The organism is Microbacterium sp. LjRoot45 (assembly GCF_964253325.1).
Lineage (GTDB): Bacteria > Actinomycetota > Actinomycetes > Actinomycetales > Microbacteriaceae > Microbacterium.
Window position 1 is genome coordinate 851158 of record NZ_CAXUQM020000001.1, and the last position, 14911, is coordinate 866068.

16 protein-coding genes and 1 riboswitch are annotated in these 14911 nt (G+C 71.3%); of the genes, 6 read left to right on the forward strand and 10 right to left on the reverse strand.

Annotation, left to right across the window (positions count from 1 at the left end):
- Nucleotides 1-4 precede the first annotated feature (4 nt).
- The 6 genes from ACSQ18_RS03815 to ACSQ18_RS03840 all read right to left on the reverse strand — a co-directional run bounded on the left by ACSQ18_RS03815 (nucleotide 5) and on the right by ACSQ18_RS03840 (nucleotide 6054).
- Nucleotides 5-820 (reverse strand): ABC transporter ATP-binding protein, encoded by an 816-nt coding sequence (locus ACSQ18_RS03815; RefSeq protein WP_436035845.1) that lies wholly within the window; start codon nucleotides 818-820, stop codon nucleotides 5-7.
- On the reverse strand, nucleotides 817-1617 hold the full coding sequence (locus tag ACSQ18_RS03820) for an ATP-binding cassette domain-containing protein (RefSeq protein WP_436035847.1): 801 nt from the start codon (nucleotides 1615-1617) through the stop codon (nucleotides 817-819). The genes ACSQ18_RS03815 and ACSQ18_RS03820 overlap by 4 nt, the downstream gene beginning before the upstream one ends.
- Nucleotides 1614-2525, reverse strand: a complete 912-nt coding sequence (locus ACSQ18_RS03825) for an ABC transporter permease (RefSeq protein WP_436035849.1) — start codon at nucleotides 2523-2525, stop codon at nucleotides 1614-1616. Before ACSQ18_RS03825 ends, ACSQ18_RS03820 begins: the two co-directional genes overlap by 4 nt.
- Nucleotides 2522-3472 carry an ABC transporter permease gene (locus ACSQ18_RS03830; protein ID WP_301039530.1) on the reverse strand — a complete coding sequence of 317 codons (951 nt, stop codon included), beginning with the start codon at nucleotides 3470-3472 and terminating at the stop codon, nucleotides 2522-2524. The genes ACSQ18_RS03825 and ACSQ18_RS03830 overlap by 4 nt, the downstream gene beginning before the upstream one ends.
- Entirely contained in the window at nucleotides 3469-4980 is a 1512-nt protein-coding gene (locus ACSQ18_RS03835; protein ID WP_436035851.1) for an ABC transporter substrate-binding protein, read from the reverse strand. The genes ACSQ18_RS03830 and ACSQ18_RS03835 overlap by 4 nt, the downstream gene beginning before the upstream one ends.
- A gap of 156 nt (nucleotides 4981-5136) precedes the next feature.
- Nucleotides 5137-6054, reverse strand: a complete 918-nt coding sequence (locus ACSQ18_RS03840; RefSeq protein WP_436035852.1) for an alpha/beta fold hydrolase — start codon at nucleotides 6052-6054, stop codon at nucleotides 5137-5139.
- 98 nt (nucleotides 6055-6152) lie between these two features.
- On the opposite strand from ACSQ18_RS03840, the gene ACSQ18_RS03845 reads away from it, so the two are divergent.
- Genes ACSQ18_RS03845 through ACSQ18_RS03855 form a run of 3 tightly spaced genes read left to right on the forward strand, consistent with a single transcriptional unit; the run spans nucleotide 6153 to nucleotide 7876 of the window.
- Nucleotides 6153-6635, forward strand: a complete 483-nt coding sequence (locus tag ACSQ18_RS03845; protein WP_436035854.1) for a carboxymuconolactone decarboxylase family protein — start codon at nucleotides 6153-6155, stop codon at nucleotides 6633-6635.
- The gene (locus ACSQ18_RS03850) at nucleotides 6628-7338 is read left to right on the forward strand and encodes a tyrosine-protein phosphatase (RefSeq protein ID WP_436035855.1); all 711 of its coding nucleotides are present in this window, start codon (nucleotides 6628-6630) and stop codon (nucleotides 7336-7338) included. Before ACSQ18_RS03845 ends, ACSQ18_RS03850 begins: the two co-directional genes overlap by 8 nt.
- Before the next feature lie 40 nt (nucleotides 7339-7378).
- Nucleotides 7379-7876, forward strand: coding sequence for an SIP domain-containing protein (locus ACSQ18_RS03855; RefSeq protein ID WP_436035856.1), 498 nt, complete (start codon nucleotides 7379-7381; stop codon nucleotides 7874-7876).
- A gap of 18 nt (nucleotides 7877-7894) precedes the next feature.
- Here the strand turns inward: ACSQ18_RS03855 and ACSQ18_RS03860 are convergent, their stop codons facing one another.
- From ACSQ18_RS03860 to ACSQ18_RS03875, 4 genes are all read right to left on the reverse strand, one after another.
- Nucleotides 7895-8347, reverse strand: a complete 453-nt coding sequence (locus ACSQ18_RS03860; RefSeq protein WP_436035858.1) for a Fe-S oxidoreductase — start codon at nucleotides 8345-8347, stop codon at nucleotides 7895-7897.
- Nucleotides 8344-9153, reverse strand: coding sequence for an arginase family protein (locus ACSQ18_RS03865; RefSeq protein WP_436035859.1), 810 nt, complete (start codon nucleotides 9151-9153; stop codon nucleotides 8344-8346). The genes ACSQ18_RS03860 and ACSQ18_RS03865 overlap by 4 nt, the downstream gene beginning before the upstream one ends.
- Nucleotides 9154-9249: 96 nt before the next feature.
- Entirely contained in the window at nucleotides 9250-9987 is a 738-nt protein-coding gene (locus tag ACSQ18_RS03870; protein ID WP_301039537.1) for a PspA/IM30 family protein, read from the reverse strand.
- Between the two features lie 75 nt (nucleotides 9988-10062).
- Nucleotides 10063-12051: a TPM domain-containing protein gene (locus ACSQ18_RS03875; protein ID WP_436035861.1), complete on the reverse strand. Its 1989-nt coding sequence runs from the start codon at nucleotides 12049-12051 to the stop codon at nucleotides 10063-10065.
- Between the two features lie 235 nt (nucleotides 12052-12286).
- Here ACSQ18_RS03875 and ACSQ18_RS03880 point away from each other — a divergent pair, with 235 nt between their 5' ends.
- The 3 genes from ACSQ18_RS03880 to ACSQ18_RS03890 all read left to right on the forward strand — a co-directional run bounded on the left by ACSQ18_RS03880 (nucleotide 12287) and on the right by ACSQ18_RS03890 (nucleotide 14781).
- On the forward strand, nucleotides 12287-13126 hold the full coding sequence (locus tag ACSQ18_RS03880; RefSeq protein WP_436035863.1) for a DUF3097 family protein: 840 nt from the start codon (nucleotides 12287-12289) through the stop codon (nucleotides 13124-13126).
- Nucleotides 13127-13241: 115 nt separating this feature from the next.
- Nucleotides 13242-13919 carry a tRNA (guanosine(46)-N7)-methyltransferase TrmB gene (trmB, locus tag ACSQ18_RS03885; protein WP_436038381.1) on the forward strand — a complete coding sequence of 226 codons (678 nt, stop codon included), beginning with the start codon at nucleotides 13242-13244 and terminating at the stop codon, nucleotides 13917-13919.
- Between the two features lie 7 nt (nucleotides 13920-13926).
- Nucleotides 13927-14781 carry a CPBP family intramembrane glutamic endopeptidase gene (locus ACSQ18_RS03890; RefSeq protein WP_436035865.1) on the forward strand — a complete coding sequence of 285 codons (855 nt, stop codon included), beginning with the start codon at nucleotides 13927-13929 and terminating at the stop codon, nucleotides 14779-14781.
- A 56-nt stretch (nucleotides 14782-14837) separates the two neighbouring features.
- Nucleotides 14838-14902: riboswitch (guanidine-III (ykkC-III) riboswitch) on the forward strand.
- Nucleotides 14903-14911: the final 9 nt, after the last annotated feature.

Genomic DNA, 14911 nt, shown 5'->3' on the forward strand with positions numbered 1-14911 from the left:
CAGGCTAGTCAGCCCGGCCGACACCGGGGCCCCCGGGCGAGAGGGTGGGGATGGATGCCAGCAGACGACGCGTGTACGCGACCTGCGGCGTCAGGAGCACCTTCTCGGTGGGCCCTTCCTCGACGACCCGCCCGTCCTTCATAACGACGACGTCGTCGCACAGGTTCTGGACGACGCCGATGTCGTGCGAGACGAGGACGAGTGTCAGCTGCTGCGTCGTGCGCAGTTCTCGCAGCAGGTCGAGGATCTGCGCGCGGACGGTCACGTCGAGGGCGGACAGCGGCTCGTCGCCGACGAGGAGGCGTGGACGGTGCACGATCGCGCGCGCGAGGGCGATGCGCTGGCGCTGTCCGCCGGAGAACTCGTGCGGGAACCGATCGGCCATGTCGGGTTCGAGTCCGACGTCGGTGAGCACGTCGCGCACGCGCGCGCGCCGGTCGCCCTCGATGTCGAGCGCCCACAGCGGCTCCGCGACGATGCGGCCCACACTCATGCGCGGATCGAGCGACGCGTACGGGTCTTGGAAGACGATCCCGGTCTCTCGTCGGAGCCAGTGGAGGGAGCGTGCCGAGGCGCGCGCGTCGACCGTTCTTCCGGCGACGGTGACCGTGCCTGCCGTCGGCGCGTCCAATCCGAGCAGGAGGCGGATGAGCGTCGACTTGCCCGAGCCGGATTCGCCGATGATGCCGAGGGCCGCACCCTCGCGCACGTCGATGTCGACGTCGTCGAGGGCGGTCGTCCACCGCGGCGGTCCGAACGGCCGGAGGGCGGGCGCCCGGAACCGTCGCGTGAGACCGCGTCCGCTCAGCAGGGTGCTCATCGCTGGCCTCCCGATGCGCCAGACGGTCGCCACAGCGTCGCCGTCGCGTCGCGCAGAAGGCCCTGCGTCACGGGGGAGGACGGCGCGGTCAGCAGCGTCGACAGCGGTCCCTGCTCGACGACGCGTCCGTCTTCGAGCACGACGGCATCGGTCGCGACCTGCGACAGGACGGCGAGATCGTGGGTGATGAAGACGAGCGACATCCCGTCGTCGGCGACGAGTGACCCCAGGAGATCGAGGATCTCGGCCTGGATCGTGACGTCGAGAGCGGTCGTCGGCTCGTCGGCGATCAGCAGCCGCGGACGGCAGGCGAGCGCCATCGCGATCGCGACGCGCTGACGCTGACCCCCCGAGAGCTGGTGCGGATAGCGCCGGACGATCTGTTCGGGGTCGGGCAGGCGCACGCGCTCCGCCTCGGCGACGGCACGCGTGCGCGCCTCCGCGCGGGAAAGGGGCGTGTGGATGCGCAGCGACTCCGCGATCTGCCGCCCCACCGTGCGGATCGGATTGAGGGCCGTCTGCGGCTCCTGGAATACGATGCCGATCTCGTCGCCGCGCAGGCGAGCGAGCTCGCGGTCGGAGAGGCCGATCAGTTCGCGACCGTCCCACCGGATGCTGCCGGTCGCCTGCGCGCCCTCCGGGAGCAGTCCGAGCAGCGCGAGCGCCGTCAGCGACTTCCCCGACCCCGATTCGCCGATCAGTCCGAGCCGCGCGCCGTCGGGAACGTCGAAGGAGATGCGATCGACGACGCGGCGATCTCCGATCTCGATGACGAGGTCGCGTACTTCGAGGCTCATGCGATCACCGCCGGCTGGTGGGTCTGCGCGGCCGATCGGCGACGGGACAGTGTGGGGTCTGTCGCCTCGCGGAGCGCGTCGCCGAGGAGGTTGAGCCCCAGCACCGTGAGGGTGATGGTCAGGCCCGGCCAGACGACGCTCAGCGGATAGACCGTGATGTACGCCTGGAGCTCCTTCAGCAGCAGGCCCCACGACGGCTCGGTCGAGGGTGCTCCGAAGCCGAGGTAGCTGAGGCCGGCTTCGGCCAGTACGGCGACCGCCATGCCCCACGAGAGCTGGACGATGAACACCGGTGCGACATTCGGGAGGAGGTGGCGCCAGAGGTTCTGCAGGGGCGTCAGACCGCTGGCGCGGCCCGCCAGCACGAAGTCGCTGTGGAGCACGCGCCGCAGCTCGGGGCGCGTCACTCGGGCGATGTTCACCCCGAAGCCGATGCCCACGGAGAAGATCACGACCCACAGCGACCCTCCCCACACCGAGGAGATCATCATCGCGATGAGCAGCACCGGGAAGGCGATGAGGATGTCGACGAGCACGGCGACCGACTCGCGCACCCACCGCGCCGTGAGGGCGCCGAGCGCGGCCAGGACGAGCCCGATGGCCGTCGCCACGAGCCCCGCGCCGAGAGCGACCCACACGGTCGTGCGGGCTCCCGCCATCAAGAGGCTCAGGATGTCGCGTCCGCTGTTGTCGGTGCCGAGGAGGTGCGGCCACCCCGGGGGTGCCCAGCGCGCGGCGATGTCGACACGCTGCGGATCGAACGGCAGCCACACCCACGAGACGAGCGCGACGAGTCCGATGGCGGCGACGACCAGGATGCCGAAACGGCCGGTCGACAGCTGCCACAGCCGGCGCAACCACGCCACGCGGCTCGGGCTGTCAGGGGACGTCGTCGCTCGGGGTGTCATTCCGCCTCCCGCTGCCGAGGGTCGATGACCCGGTGGAGGAGATCGACGACGAACCCCACGACGAGGACGAAGCCGGTGAGCACGAGGAGTTCGCCCTGCACCTTCGGAAGATCGCGGTTGCCCACGTCGGCCACGAGCATGCGGCCGATGCCGGGGAGCCCGAAGAGCTGCTCGATGACGACGGCTCCGACGAGGATGCCGGCGACCTGCAGCCCGAGCACCGTGATGATCGACAGGCCGACGTTGGGCAGGCCGTGCTGGAGGAGTGCGCGGGTGCGGGTGAGCCCCTTCGCGGCGGCGGTGCGCACGTAGTCCTGTCCTACCGCCTGGAGCGTCGCCGAACGGACGAATCGCATGAGCATCGCCCCCTCGATCACCCCGATGGTGACGGCCGGGAGCAGCAACGAGCGGAAGGCGCGCGCCGGATCGTCCCATCCCTCGCGAGGGAAGCCCTGAGCGGGCAGCCAGCCGAGCCACACGGCGAACACGATGACGAGCATCATCCCCGCCCAGACGACCGGGACTGCCGCGATCGTCTGTGCGCCGACGTTGAGCGCCGTGCCATCGCGGCGGCCGCGTCGCACGGCCGACAGCACTCCGAACGGGAGGGCGATCAGGAGCGCGACGGTGAGGGCCATCAATCCCAGCGGGATCGTCACCTCGGCCTTCTGGAGGAGCTCGTCGATCACAGGGGTTCCGGTGAGCTGCGAACTGCCGAGATCGCCGGTGAGGATGCCGCCGATCCACTGCAGGTACTGCACGACGAGGGGAGCGTCGAGACCGAGCCGGTCGCGGATCGCTTCGATTTGCTCGGGTGTCGCGTTCAGCCCGGCGATGAGCTGGGCCACATCGCCGGGGAGAACCCGCAGCGTGAGGAAGATCAGCGCACTGGCGACGAGCAGACCCAGCAGGAGCAGGGCCAGCCGCGTCAGCGCGTAGCGGATCACTCCGCGCTCTTGACCACTTCGGCGACGTCGAGGCGCTCGTTCACGTTCACCGACGGGAGCCCCGCGATTCCGCTGCTCACGGCGACGACCGAAGCCCCGTTGTACAGCCAGTCGGCAGCGTGGTCTTCCGACACGATCCGGGCTGCCTGCTTCAGCAGGTCGGCCGCGGCGGTCTCATCGGTCGACGCGATCGATTCGGCGTAGAGACGCTGCACCTCGGGGTTGTCGTACGTGAAGTAGTAGGCGGGGTTCGCCCAGTTCTCGAAGTCGCGCGCCTCGGTGTGGAGCACGAAGCTCAGGTCGTAGTCCTGGTTGATGTACACGTCGTTGATCCAGGTCGGGAACTCGACGGCATCCACCTTGAGCGTGATCCCGACGTCGTTGAGATTCGAGACGAGGATCTGCGACACGGTCGTGCCGTAGCCGCTGTACAGGGTGAGCGTCAGCGACAGGTTCTCCGCGCCGGCTTCGGCGAGGAGCGCACGCGCCGCCTCCGGGTCGTAGGGGGCGACAGACGAGAGGTCTTCGTAGCCGGGATCGAGCTCGGGGATCGGGCCGTACTGGGTCGTGCCCGCGCCGAGGGCCGTGACGATCGCCTCCTTGTCGATGGCCTGACGGATCGCCTGACGCACGCGGACGTCGTCCAGCGGTGCCTTCTTGGAGTTGAAGGCGAGCGTTCCCTTGTCGGTCGATGCGCCCAGCTCGACGGTGAAGTCGCCGCCCGCCTCGATCTGGTCGGTGAGGTTCGCGTCGAATCCGGTGAGCGCGTCGAAGTCGCCGGCGAGGGCACCCGCCAGAGCCGCCTGATTGTCCGGCAGGTAGCTGAAGACGACCTCGGCGACCTTCGCCTTCTCGCCCCAGTAGTCCTCGTTCCGGGCGAAGGTGATGCTGTCGCCCTGCTTCCAGCTCTCGAGCCTGAAGGGGCCGGTGCCGTTGGCCGCCGTCTTGCGGTCGGTCTTGTCGCCCTTCTTGAGGATGAGACCCGCACGACCGGTGAGGTTCCACAGAAGCGTCGAGTCCGGCGCGCTCAGCGACAGCGTGATCGTCTGCCCGTCGGCGGTGATCGACTCGACATTCACGAGGCGCGCCGAGTCGCGGAACGTCTCGGTGTCGCGCACCTGCTCGAGCGACCACACGACGTCTTCCGGCGTCAGCTCCTCGCCGTTGTGGAAGAGCACACCCTCGCGGAGCGTGAACGTGTAGGTGAGGCCGTCGGGGGAGACCTCGTAGTCGCTCGCGAGCGACGGCTCGATGTCCTGCTCGGGCGTGCGGGAAACGAGCCCCTGGTACACGTTGTCGATCAGGATCTGGTCGAGCGCGGCGCCGGCCGTCTCACGGATGTCGAGGTTTCCGGGCTCGAGCACGAGGCGGATGTCGACCGACGCGTTCGGGTCGGGCGTGATCGCGGTCGCGGTGGCCTCCGGCGCGGGATCGCCGGTGCAGCCCGACAGCAGCAAGGCGCCGGCCGCAAGGAGGGCGGCGGCGACGAGGGTGGGACGACGGAGCATGGGGTGGCGATCCTTTCGCAAGGGCAGGTCGCGCGACGGTTCGGGGCACCGGGCTTCACGGTGCGTCGCGGCGAGCTGCCGACTCTGGTGCGCGTTACAGCCTAGAGTCCGACGGGCGTGCTGCGGACATCCGGCGTCACGAACGTTCGGCAATCGTCACGCGGCGATCGCGCCGACGAGGCGCGCGAGCTCGACGGGAAGCTCCTCCTGAACGTTGTGGCCTGAGGCCACGACCACGACGGATGCCGTCGGCACGCGGCGGGAGAACTCCTCCGCGTCGCCGGGGGTCACGAAACCCCGATCGCCGCGGATGAGGGTGATCGGGACGCCGACGGCATCCAGGTCGTCCCATCCCGAGGCGGAGAGCGCGCCGCGGAGCGCGTCGTGCTGCTGCTGGGTGGCCGCCGCGCCGGCGGGGTCGGCGGCCGCCGCGTTCGCGAGGCGCGCGAAGTGGTGCTTCCACTCGACGCGGCCGTCCTCCCGCACGCGAGAGTTGAGGTACACGCCGCGCGTGGCGGCCTCGCGGGAGCCGCCGAGGCCGAAAGCCAGCGCCCGATCGACGAGTTCGTCGCGGCTGGCCCAGTCGACGGGGCCGGCGAAGAAGGCGCGGATCCCCGCGGCATCCCCCTGCGGGTCGATGCCCGGCGTGATGTCGACCACGACGAGTGCGCGGACGAGCTCGGGGTGGGCGGCGGTGAGCGCGGCCGCCGTCAGCCCTCCCAGCGACTGACCGACGAGCACCTGCGGTGTCGTGGTCCACGCCGCCAGCGCCGGCGCGATGTCGTCGGCGAGGGGGCGGCCCGCGTAGGCGGCGTCGTCCCGCCAGGACGAGTCGCCGTGGCCGGGCAGGTCGATCGCGAGGGCGGGGAGGCCGAGCGCGAGGATCGTCGTGTCCCACGTGTGGGCGTTCAGTCCGGCGCCGTGGAGGAACGTGACCCGGGGCTCGCCGTCGCCGTACGCGAGCGCGCTGACGGCGCGCCCGTCCGGCAGGGTGTGCGTCACCCGACGTACGGGCGGCGCGGCGACACCGACGTCGGCGGCCTGCGCGGGAAGGAACTGGAACTCGTCGCTCATGCCGACATCCTGCCGGATAGCCGGCGCGAGGGGCGTGACGTCGAGACGGGACGCAACACACCCCGCTCCTGCACGGGGTGCCGCCGTAGGCTGAGCGCATGACCGAGGAACGACGCGTGCACCTCTCCCGTTCCGCGCGGCCGGCGTACGACGCGCTGGACGCGTTCTCGCAGACCGTGGGGAAGCTCGCCGCGGAGGCAGGCATCGACGACCGCCTCAAGGAGCTGGCGCTGATCCACAGCTCCCAGCTCAACGGCTGCGCCTACTGCGTGCGCATCCACGTCGATCGGGCCGTGGCCGCCGGCATCAGCGCCGACGAGATCGCCCAGCTCGCCACGTGGCGGGAGTCGGGCGTGTTCTCGGCGCGGGAGCGCGCGGCGCTGGAGCTGGCCGAACGCTACGTCTTCATCCACGAAGAGGGTCTTCCCGACGACGTGTACGACCACGTCGGCGGCATCCTGTCCGAATCGGAGTACGTGGCGATCAGTTGGCTGCTCGTCTCCATCAACGCGTTCAACCGCATCACGATCGCAGGCAAGTACCCCGTGCCTCCGCGGCGGTCGACCGCTGCCGATGGCTGACGTCGCGGGAGCGCTCAACTTCCGCGACGTGGGCGGTCTCCCGGCGGGGTCGGGCGTCACGCGGCACGGCGTCCTGTTCCGTTCGGGCAATCTCGCCCGCGTCGGTGAGGAGGGGCGTGCGGCGCTGCGGTCGCTGGGGCTGCGCCACATCGTCGACCTCCGGGAGGACGCCGAGATCGCGTACGAGCCGACGGACCTGGGCGACCTTCCCGTCGTCACCCGGCGCGTGCCCCTGTTCGCCGGCTCCGCGTCGTCGTTCTTCGAAGAGGACGTGACTCTCGCCGACCTCTACCGCACGCTCGTCGACGGCTCATCGGAGGCGATCGTCCAGATCGTGCGCGGGGTCGTCGACGATGCGCCGCTCCTCGTCCACTGCACGGTAGGGAAGGACCGCACGGGGGTCGCGGTGGCGCTGACGCTCGCGGCGGCGGGGGTCGACGAAGACGCGATCGTGGCGGACTACGCGCGCACCGAGACGCTCCTCCCGGCCGACCGCAACGCCCGCGTGCTGTCCTATCTGCAACGCCTTCACCCGGAGGCGCGCAATCTCGCCGATCTCGCGACGCGCTCGCCGGCCCCCGTCATGCGAGGGCTGCTGGACGATCTTCGCGCTCGATTCGGCGCACCGGTCGAGTTCCTCCGTGCGCGCGGACTGTCCGACGACGACGTGCGAGAACTGCGGCGGTCACTCATCACGGACTGAGGTGAGGCATGCCTTACCCGCGAGGTATGATGGGGGTGTCATGTCCACGATGCCCACCACCGCTCCCGGTTCCGTCGCACACGGTCCCGGAGTCTGTCGTGCCGCCAAGCACACGCGCGTCCAGCACCTGATCACCGCCGACGATCAGTCGCTCGGCGATCTGGAACTCCTGCTGTCGACGCTGCCCATCTGCTCGACCGGCCGGGTGTTCGTCGAAGTTCCGGATGCCGCGGCGATCGGCGAGCTCGTCGTCCCCCCGCGCATGATCGTGACGTGGCTGGACCGCTCTTCGCGCTCCGGTGCCCCGGGCTCGGGTCGGGCGTGCGCTCCCGGTCAGGCGCTCGCGCGGGCGGTCACCGCCTGGGCCGACGAGATGCTCTGCGACGACGAGCAGGGACACGGCCACCACACGCAGGTGCACCTGCTGGGCGGATTCCTCGGCACCGCCGACATCCTCGACCACCTGACCGACGTGCTCGGAATGGATGCCGACGGCATCCACACCCCCGCCCGCTTCGGACTCGCCACCTCGCGCTGACCCGGGTACCCCCGCTGGTCAGCGCGCGCCGCGAGGCACGTAGTTGCCGTCTTCGAGGCCCGCGAGGATCTCGAAGCGGTTGGTGAGCGGATTGCGTCCCGCCAGCAGGTAGAGCAACGGCATCAGGAAGCCGTACCGCCGCCACTGGCGTGCGTGCGTCGCCTCGTGCCGGAGGAGCGCGTCGGTGACGGGTGCGGTTCCCGTGAGGAAGCACCCGCCCACGCAGACACCGCCGCGACCGTAGCTCCACGACGGCATCCCCGTGAACACCCACAGGCCCTCGCGGCGTTCGACGCGCCCGGTCGACCACACCGATCCCCACACCCACCCGACCGTCGTGCCCCACGCGTAGCCGAGGAGGCTCAGGGGGGAGTCGAGCAGGATGCCGGGAATCCACCGGTCGATCCGTTCGCCCCGCGTCACAGCGAGGGCGGCGCGATCACGCCACCCGGCCGGTGGGCGGGCGATCACGCGAGAGATCCCACGACGCGGAGGATCGTGCCCAGGTCGTCCACGGCCGCGTGCGGCGACGAGGGCGAGAAGCCCGCGATCGAGGCGCCGGCGAGCGGGAGGCGCTCGCGGAGGGCACGGATCGCGCCGGTGAGCTCTTCCGGCTGCAGCCCGAAGGGAAAGGGACGCGCGACGCCGGAGAGCGCGGCGGGATCGAGCACGTCGAGGTCGACGTGGACGTAGAGCGCGTCGGCGTCGAGGGTGTCGACCGCGGCGAGGAGGGCGGCAGGGTCGCCCAGGGCGGCGGAGGGGACGTGGTGCACGCCCGCGGCGGCAAGTGCATCCGCTTCGGCCTCGTCGAACTCGCGCGCACCGGCGAGGACGACCCGCTCGGCGGGCACGCTCGCCTCGCCGAGAGGACCGCCGTCGGTGACCGCGCGCAGCACCATGCCCGCGAACGCTCCCGACGGGGAGGTCTCGGGGGTGTGGAAGTCGCCGTGGGCGTCGAACCAGACGACGGCGAGATTCGGATGCCGGGCTGCCGCGTGCGCGATCGCGGGCGCCGCGACGCCGCAGTCGCCGCCGACGACGAGAGCGACCTCCTCGGACGCGTCGAGCGCCTCGGTGAGACTCTCCCGCACGCGTCGGAGCGCACTGAAGCGACGGATGCCGGTCTCCAGCGATTCGCCGGCCTCCACGGGAACCTCCACGCGCGTGCACGATGCGCGGGGGAGGTCGCCGGCGATCGCGTCGGCGCCGTCGACGAGCAGCATGGCCCGGGCGGCGGGCGAACCCTGCCACTGGGGCACGACCAGGAAACGCGTCATGATGTCATCTTCCTCCCGTGCGACGGCCTCGCAGCCCGCCGCACGACGACGCAGCGCCGGGCGTCGCGGACGACACCCGGCGCTGCGTGCGGTTGCTTACTGCTCGAGAGCAGGTGCGGACGTGCCGCCGGTCTTCAGCGCGGCCAGGCGCGCCTCCACCTCGGTGAGCTCGCCGACATCCTCCAGCTCGTTGAACTGGGCGTCCAGCGACGACGCGGCGATCTCCGCCTTGCCGGCTGCGAGGGCCTCCTGACGGCGCACCTTGTCCTCGAAGCGGCCGAGGTCGCTCGTCGGGTCGAGCACGTCGATCGACTTGACCGCGTCGTGCACCTTGTTCTGCGCTTCGGCGGTCTTGGCGCGGGCGAGGAGCTCGGAGCGCTTCGTCTTCAGCTGCTCCAGCTTCTGCTTCATGCCGTTCAGGCCGTCTTTGAGCTTGTCGACGACCTCCGTCTGCGCGGCGATCGACGGCGCGATCGCCGCCGCTTCCTTCTCTTCGCCGATCTGACGCTGCAGGGCGATCTTCGCGAGGTTGTCGAACTTGTCGGCATCCGTCGTGTTGCCCGTCGCGCGCAGCTCGTCGGCCTTGCGGCTGGCGGCGATGGCCTTGTTGCCCCACTCGGCGGCGGCCTTGACGTCCTCGGCGTGATCGCGCTCGAGGAGGCGCAGGTTGCCGATCGTCTCGGCGATCGCCGACTCGGCGTCGGCGATGTTGTTGGTGAAGTCGCGGACCAGCTGGTCGAGCATCTTCTGGGGGTCTTCGGCCTGGTCGATGAGGGCGTTGATGTTCGCCTTCACGAGGGTCGAGATGCGGCCGAAGATGGACTGCTTTGCCATCGGTTTTCCTTTCCTAGCGGGAGGTGTGGGTGGTGTGAGGTGCGGGGCGTCGCCCGCGCACATGGTCGAGGGGGGTCAGAATCGGCCTCCTCCGCGGCGGGAGCGGGTGCCGCCGCCGCCGAAGCTGCCGGAGCTCATGCCGCCGCCGCGGCTTCCGAACGAGGGCATGCCGCCGCCCCCGCGCCGGCCGCCTCCGCCGCCGAGCATCGAGTTGATGAGGATGCCGCCGAGCACGGCGCCCATGACGTTCCCGCCCCCGCCGCCGTTGCCGCCGCCGAACCCACCGCCGCCGAACGCGCCGACGTCGTTCTGCGCGTGCTGGAGGGCCTGGGCGGCGAGATCGTTCGCGCGCTGGGCGGCCGCGAGCGCCTGCGCCGGGTCGGTCGCCGCGAGCTGGCGTGCCTGGACGAGGGAGGAGCCGGCCTCCGCGAGCCGGGTGCGCGCCGTCGCTCCCACTGCGCCGCGCCGGGAGCTGATGTAGTCCTCCGCGGCGGAGACCTGCGCCTGGGCGTGCGCGAGCAGCTGGCTGAGCTGCTGAGCCGCGCGCCGCTCCTTCTCCTGCGCGTCGCGGACGTCGGCGAGCACGGCGTCGATCTCCGCGTTCGCCTTCTCGAGGTTCTCGAGCGCGAACAGGGGGCGCTTGGCCGACCCGGCCAGGAGCGGGCGGGCCGCGTCGATCTGCTGCCGGGTCGCCGCGATGGCACCGGCGACGCGGCCGTCCGCGTCGGGGAGGGCGCTCGCCGTCGCGATGTCCTTCTCCAGTTCGGCCAGGAGCGCCGCCGCGTCGCGCTCGCCCTCGGCGAGGTCGTCGGCGAGCACCCCGATGGCATCCTGAAGCGTGCGAGCCTGCGCGACGGCGTCTTCGGCCGCGCGGATGCTCACGGCCGCCTCGCCGCCGTCGCCGGCGCCGATGGCGGTCTGGGCGGCGTTCAGCTGCTCCTGCGCGAAGGTGAGGCGCTGACGGGCCTGCTCGGGGTTGTCGACGACGGGAGCGAGGGCTTCGGGGGCGTACGCGGTCTGCAGCTGCGTGAGCCGAGCGGCGGCGGCGTCGATCGTCGCGGCGACCGTCGTGTGCATCTCCTGCACGCGGGTGAGCGCTTCGGGGGCGTTCTGCTCGAGCTGGCGCAGCTCGTCGAAGGCGGCCGCCTTCTCGTCGAGCGCGGCGTTGGCGCGGGCGCAGAGCTCGAGGATCTGCGTGTTCCACGCGCGGGCGTCCTGCTCGCTGTCGGGGTTCTCGTCGTCGAGGCGCTGCTTGAGCGAGAACGCCGTGTCGAGGTCGGCTTTGGCCTGCGCGAGCACGGTCTCGAACTCCGCGGCGGCCGCGTCGCCGAACTGGGCGCGTGCGAAGCCGAGCTCCTGCTCGCTGGTCTTCACGGCGTCGTCGGTGTCGACGAGCGCCGAGGAGGCCTGCCGGGCGAGTTCCTCCAGCGGCACCTGCGGTGCCTGCGGGGTCGCGCCTCCGGTGGTGACGCGCGACTTCCGGCGCGCGCGCACGACGAAGAAGATGAGCGCGCCCACGACGACCACGAGCAGCACGACGAACAGGATGCCGCCCAGGCCGCCGGACGCGTTCCCGTCGCCGCCGGAGCCGCCGCCGACGGCATCCGCCAGTCCGTCCGCCGCGGCCGTGGCCGCACCTGCCCAGTCGCCGGACTGCAGTGCCGGCGCGATCCGGTCCTGCTCGATCGCGCCGAGCTGATCGAACGAGACGGGGCCTTCGGAGTATCCGGACAGGAAGAACGCGCGCCCTTCGGTGGAGATCGCGAGGAGGTACTGCGTGGGGCCGAGGTTGTTGAGCTCGGCGGTGTCGTTGGCCCAGCGTTCCGCGCTCGTCGGATCGGTGAACTCGTCGACGTAGACGACCCAGAGGTCGACGCCGGAGGATGCCGACAGGCCCTCCGAGCGGGCCTGCACCGCCTGCTCCTGCGAGCTGGAGAGGACGCCCGCCTCGTCGAGGACGCGACCGCTGCCGAGCGGGATCGGGTCGGTCGCGGATGCCGGCAGGGCACTGCCGAGCACGATCGAGACGGTGGCTGCGAGCGCCAACATCCAACGCGATCGCATCGGTGGATCCTCCTCGTTCGGGGACCTGCGCCCCGCCCCTTCGGCGAGTCTATGCCCCGTCGCGCATGCGGCGATAGGCGATCCGGCGCCCGCCGCCTGTGGATCCGCCCAGACCTTCCGTCGTGTTCGCGCGACCGCTCCGAACGGGCTCCGAAGGATGCGCCGGGGTCGCCGTGCGCGTGCCTCCCCGAGCCTCTCCGCGATCCGGGTTAGGCTCGCGCACTCGGAGGATTCGATGGACGACAGATACGGAAGCGGCGTGCTCGCGGCAGGGTGGCGCGACGTCGGGCGGCGCGTGGTGCCGACGGTGCCGGCCGACCGCGACCTCGTCGTCGAGGTCGCCGGCGACGGGTACTGCGGGGCGGTGGTCGGCATCGAGGCCGGTCACGTCGCACTCGAAGACCGGCACGGCCGGCGGCGGCTCTTCCCGCTCGGCAGCGGGTTCCTCGTCGACGGTGAGGCCGTGCAGCTCGTCGCGCCCGCCGCGGCGGCACCGGCGGCTCCGACGCGGACGGCATCCGGTTCGTTCGCCGCACCCCAGGCCCGGGCCCGCGTCGCCCGCGCGTCGCGCATCCTCGTGGAGGGGAAGCACGACGCGGAGCTCGTGGAGAAGGTGTGGGGCGACGACCTGCGCGCGGAGGGCGTGGTCGTGGAGTTCCTGCAGGGGGTCGACCTGCTCGATGCCGTCCTGCGCGAAGACCCGCCGTCGGCCGACCGACGCTACGGCGTGCTCGTCGACCACCTCGTGCCCGGCTCCAAGGAGACCCGCATCGCCGAGGCGGTCGCCCGCGGCCCGCACGGCCGGTACGTCCGCATCGTCGGTCACCCGCACGTCGACGTGTGGCAGTGCGTCACTCCGCGTGCCCTCGGCATCCCGGCGTGGCCGGAGGTGCCGCGCGGGATCGAGTGGAAGGTCGGCGTGAGCCGCGCGCTCGGGTGGCCCGCCGAGACGCCCGTCGACCTCGCGCGCAACTGGCAGCGCATCCTCGGCCGGGTCCACAGCTACCGCGACCTCGACCCGGCGCTGCTCGGCCGCGTCGAGGAGCTCATCGACTTCGTCACGGTCGACGGCTGACACGGTCGGCAGCCCTGTCGCTGGGTAGCCTGGACGGGTGACCGAGCCCGAACCGTCCCCGGCCGCCCCCCGCTACCGCGACAAGCCCGTCTCCTTCGTGCGCCGCAGCGGGCGCATGAGCGACGCGCAGGACCGTGCCTGGGAGGAGCTGTCGGGACGGTATCTCCTTCCGGTCGAGCGCGACGCGGCATCCACGAGCGTCCTTCCCGGGTCGACGGTCGATCCCGGGGCCGTCTTCGGACGTGTCGCGCCGCTGGTCGTCGAGATCGGATCGGGTCAGGGGCACGCGATCGTCCACGCCGCGGGCGCGCAGCCCGAGGTCGATTTCCTCGCCGTCGAGGTGTTCCGCGCGGGACTCGCGCGCACGATGCTCGACGCCGACCGCGCCGGCGTGCACAATCTCCGGCTCGTAGAGGCCAACGCGCCCGAAGTGCTGGAGCACCTCCTGCCCGAGGGGTCGGTCGATGAGATCTGGGTCTTCTTCCCCGACCCGTGGCACAAGGCCAAGCACAACAAGCGGCGCCTGATCGCGCCCGCCTTCGTGCCGCAGGTGGCGCGGGCGCTCCGCGACGGCGGGGTGCTGCGGCTCGCGACCGACTGGGAGGACTATGCGCTGCAGATGCGCGACGTGCTCTCGGATGCCGACGTGTTCGCGGCCGACTTCGAGCCCGATTTCGAGGGGGAGTGGGCGCCGCGGTTCGCGGGGCGCACGATGACCGCCTTCGAACGCAAGGGGCTCGCGAAGGGCCGGGAGATCCGCGACCTCGCCTACCGGCGCCTCCCCCGGGGGTGATGGCTCCATGATCGAACGCGCCCCGGCATCCCCTCGTCCGCTCGTCTCGTTCGACGTCGTGCCGGCCCTCCTCGTGTGCCTGGCCGCACCGGCGTTCTTCGTGCTGCTGCTGCCGTGGCTCGGGTGGCTCCTCCTCGCCGCGGGACTCGGGATCGCCCTCGTTCGCGAACGTGGACGCGTGAGGGATGCCGGTCCGTCGCTCACCCGCGACCTCTCGCTCATCGCCGTGGGGCTGCTGATCGTGAGTTCGGTGCCGCTGAAGGCCGAGCTCGACAACCTCGCCATGCTGCGGTTCACGCTGGCCCTCGGCGGTGCCGTCGTCGTGCCGTACGTGCTGTCACGGTGGGTCTACCGCGACCATGCGATCCGTTTCCCGTGGCGCGGTGGCGGACGGTGGCGCGGCTGGCAGTGGGCGTGGCTCGGTGCCGTGCTGGTGCTCGGCTGGCTGATCCTGCCTTTCTACTTCATCACGTCCGGCGTCTATCAGAACTGGCCCGTGGTGGACACGCCCGACCTCATCGCGCGGCTGTTCGTCGGCGTGGGAGCCGTGGGCATCTGGGACGAGCTGTTCTTCATCTGCACCTGCTTCGTGCTGCTGCGTCGTCACGTGGCCGACGCGACCGCGAACGTGCTGCAGGCCATCGTGTTCGTGTCGTTCCTGTGGGAGCTGGGGTACCAGGCGTGGGGACCGGTGCTCACCATCCCGTTCGCGCTGCTCCAGGCGATCATCTTCCTGCGCACCCGATCGCTCGGTTACGTCGTGACGGTGCACCTGCTGTTCGACGCCGTCGTGTTCGGGGTGCTCGTCCACGCGCACAACCCGGGGCTCCTCGACGGCCTCTTCCTCGTCGCCGCGCCCTGACCGCGGTGGGCGCTGCCGGTGCACAGGTGGTGATCAGGGCGCTCCGGTAGCCTCGATCGCGGACCTCGACAGGGTCCCCGGACGACGGATCAGTACCCGGTGAGCGACAAGACTGGCCAAGGAGCTCGTC